Origin of the sequence: Pseudochrobactrum sp. AO18b (assembly GCF_000409565.1) — a bacterium.
GTDB lineage: Bacteria > Pseudomonadota > Alphaproteobacteria > Rhizobiales > Rhizobiaceae > Pseudochrobactrum > Pseudochrobactrum saccharolyticum.
Window position 1 is genome coordinate 1 of sequence record NZ_ANNO01000213.1, and the last position, 3,603, is coordinate 3,603.

4 protein-coding genes are annotated in these 3,603 nt (G+C 50.2%); all 4 read left to right on the forward strand.

Annotated elements, in window-relative coordinates:
• Positions 1–138: 138 nt before the first annotated feature.
• On the forward strand, positions 139–708 hold the full coding sequence (locus tag A918_RS0108750) for an LptA/OstA family protein (RefSeq protein ID WP_051139015.1): 570 nt from the start codon (positions 139–141) through the stop codon (positions 706–708).
• A 172-nt stretch (positions 709–880) separates the two neighbouring features.
• A complete protein-coding gene (lptB, locus tag A918_RS0108755; protein ID WP_051139016.1) occupies positions 881–1,663 on the forward strand; it encodes an LPS export ABC transporter ATP-binding protein in 783 nt (260 codons plus the stop codon).
• A gap of 282 nt (positions 1,664–1,945) precedes the next feature.
• On the forward strand, positions 1,946–2,536 hold the full coding sequence (gene hpf / locus A918_RS0108760) for a ribosome hibernation-promoting factor, HPF/YfiA family (RefSeq protein WP_022710703.1): 591 nt from the start codon (positions 1,946–1,948) through the stop codon (positions 2,534–2,536).
• 485 nt (positions 2,537–3,021) lie between these two features.
• Positions 3,022–3,486 (forward strand): PTS IIA-like nitrogen regulatory protein PtsN, encoded by a 465-nt coding sequence (gene ptsN, locus A918_RS0108765; protein WP_028233579.1) that lies wholly within the window; start codon positions 3,022–3,024, stop codon positions 3,484–3,486.
• The last annotated feature ends 117 nt before the right edge of the window (positions 3,487–3,603 follow it).

Genomic DNA, 3,603 nt, shown 5'->3' on the forward strand with positions numbered 1-3,603 from the left:
ATAACAAGGGTGATTTTCGAGGGAATGAATATGATGCGGCAACAGGCAGGCAGCGAGCTGAAAACAGGCTCACAGAATACAGTTTCGGGCAAGTCTGCGCTGCGCCTGACAGGCGTGAAGCAGATCGCCGCCCTCTTCATGTCCGGTTTGCTGATTTTGCCTTTGAGCCTTTCAGGTGCTCAGGCACAGCAGGGTGTTCCCCTTGACGGATTGAAATTATCTGACAGCAAAGAACCTGTTTCGATTGATGCCGGTAAAATGGAAGTGCGCGACAAAGAGGGCATTATCATTCTCACCGGTAATGTTTCGGTCAAGCAGGGCGATATTCTGCTGCGTGCCGGTCGTATGCAGGTTCATACCGGCAAAACAAAAGACGGCGGCGATAAAGCCGGTGCTGATAAAGCCAAAGGCGGTATTGGTGGCCTGAGCGGCGCTGGTCTGGATGCCGGCGGCATTGAGAAGATCGAAGTGGACGGAAAAGTCTATCTGAAATCCGGTACACAGGTCGCAACCGGCGATGCAGGCACTTATGATGCCAAAGCGCAGACAATGGTGCTGACCGGCCAGAAAGTTGTGCTGTCTGATGGTGATAATATTGCCACCGGTTGCAAGCTGACAGCCAATACCCAGACAGGCAAAGCCTATCTGGAAAGCTGTAAAGGACAGTCCGGCCGCGTTTCTATTATTCTGTCTCCTAAAGCCGAGTAAAAAATTGCAGATCAGAGCTGTTCTGGTCTGCAACTGAGCTGATAAATTTAATTTTGCTTGTGCTTTGACTGCAGGCACCGGCTTTGATAACTGGTCTGGATTTCTATTGTCCTCTTTAAACGCCCAAACCGATCATGCTCCCGATAATGCCGCGGCCGATGCCGCGGGCAATTTGCAGGCGCAGTCTGCCGGTGCGGAAGGACAGCGTCCGCCTCAGGAATTGTCACGGCTTAAAGGAACGCTGGTTGCCAGAGGCATCAGCAAGAGCTATCGCGGCCGTCAGGTTGTGAATGGTGTGTCCTTTGGTGTGCGTGCCGGTGAGGCTGTCGGTATTCTGGGCCCGAACGGTGCCGGTAAAACCACTTGCTTTTATATGGTGACCGGTCTGGTGCCGGTCGACAGCGGTACGATTGAGATTGACGGTTTTGACGTAACATCTATGCCGATGTATCGCCGTTCACGGCTCGGCATCGGCTATCTGCCGCAGGAAGCTTCGATTTTCCGTGGTCTGTCGGTTGAAGATAATATCAAGGCCGTGCTGGAAGTGGTTGAAAAAGACCGCAAAAAGCGTGCCATTGAACTGGATGCGCTGCTGGAAGAATTCCATATCACGCATCTGCGCAAGGCGCAGGCGATTTCACTGTCGGGTGGTGAACGCCGCCGTCTCGAAATTGCCCGTGCGCTGGCATCCCGCCCGAATTTTATGCTGCTGGATGAGCCTTTTGCCGGTGTGGATCCGATTGCGGTTGCGGATATTCAGCAGCTTGTGCGCCACCTCACCAGCCGCGGCATCGGTGTTTTGATTACCGACCACAATGTACGTGAAACGCTCGGCCTGATTGACCGCGCTTATATTATCCATGCCGGACAGGTGCTCACCCATGGCCGTCCGAAAGAGATCGTCGCCAATCCTGACGTACGCAGATTGTATCTGGGCGATCAGTTTACTCTGTAAGTTCAGAATTTTACGCTAAGAGCTACAGGTCAGCGAATCCCGGGAGCAGTTTCTGCTCCCGAATTTATTTGAAATCGTTGATGATTTTGATGACGGGCGTTTATTTCGCCGGAATTTTCGACAGGCGCTTATATAGTGACTGATTGTGTCAATCAAAGAGCTGTCCGCATATTCTTTTGGCACATGCAAAGTTTATTTTATTTTATGTCAGTTCGCTTTGCGCAATGCCTTCGCTTGTGGTTAGATTGAGGTGTTCGAATATAGACAGCGAGGTACTGCCACATGAGTCTCCGCGTTTCGGGTAAACATATGGACATCGGTGATGCTTTCCGCATCAGAATTGAAGACCGTGTCCGTGATGCTGTTAGCAAATATTACGAAGGTGGCTTTTCCGGTACAATTACAGTCGTTAAATCAGGTTCCCGTTTTACTACGGATTGCACTTTGCATCTGGATACCGGAGCGACTCTGCAGTCTTCTGCAGAAGCGCAGGATCCGCAATTTTCTTTTGACGCAGCGGCTGAAAAGCTGGAGACAAGGATGCGCCGCTATATGCGTCGCCTCAAGTCCCGCTCTCTGGTTCAGTCAGCGCGCAACAATCATCAGAATATCGCCTATAGCGTGATGGAACCGGCTCCCGACGAAGATCATGATCTTCCTGAGGATTATGCGCCGACGATCGTCGCGGAATCATCCGTTTCCCTGCGCACGCTGAGTGTTGCATCTGCCGTTGTTGAGCTTGATCTGACAGAGCATCCTGTATTGGTCTTCCGCAATGCAGGAAGTGAAGAAGTCAACATTGTCTATCGTCGTCCGGATGGCAATATTGGCTGGATTGATCCGTCCAGAGTCGCACAGGCAGCCCGCATTTAAGGCTGAACTGACAAGCCCCGCTATTTGCGAATCCGCAGATAGCGGGGTTTTGCTTTTCCGGAACAGAATATTGAAGCGATGAGTGGGTTGCCTGTCCCGTTTTCGGATGCATTTATATATCAACCAAAAAACTTGAAATTTTTCTCATATTTTAACTCACTGAAATAACATATAAAAAATCAAATAATGTTTTCTGCCCTGTTTTCTGCGTGGTTGCAGCTGTTATTCACGATATCTAGAGATAGGAATTTTTGTGTTACTGGTGTACCTTGAGCGGAATGCCGCGAAGCAGGCGTCAGTGAATGCGTGTTGTAATCTTTTTTTAATTTTTATTTATGATTGAAATCAATGCGTTACGGATTTGATGCGTGAAAAGTGTGAGTAGAATCGCGAATTTGACTTGAGTATCTGTTGAATGGGCAGTAGATCACTGCACCTCCCGGTTACGGAGATGATTACTCCGCATGAGAGAAGGAATGGAGAAAATGGATCTTAGCGATCTGATTCAGCCAGGGGCGATTATCCCTTCGCTGAAGGCAAGCTCCAAGAAGCAATTATTGCAGATCTTGGCTGAGAAGGCTGCTGAACTCACAGGTCTTTCTGAGCGAGAAGTTTTTGAGACTGTGACTCAGCGTGAGCGTTTGGGGTCTACCGGTGTTGGCAACGGCATCGCGATACCACATGGCAAACTGCCGAATATCAGTAAAATTACCGGTGTTTTTGCGCGTCTTGAGCAGCCGGTGGATTTTGAAGCACTGGATGACCAGCCGGTTGATCTGGTCTTTCTGTTGCTTGCACCGGAAAATGCCGGCGCCGATCATTTGAAGGCACTGTCCCGCATTGCGCGTTTGCTGCGCGATCCGGATATGGTTGCCAAATTGCGCGGCACCGTTGATGCGCAGGCTCTGCATTCGTTTTTGATTGCACCGCCTGCATCCAATGCAGCCTGAAAAGCTGATAATTCTGCTGAGTAAGCAGGGTTGAGTGGAATTAAAGATGCCGTGTTTGCCCTGTGCAGCGCGGCATTTTTCATGAAGCGGGAATAAAAACAAAACCCCCCCCCCGCG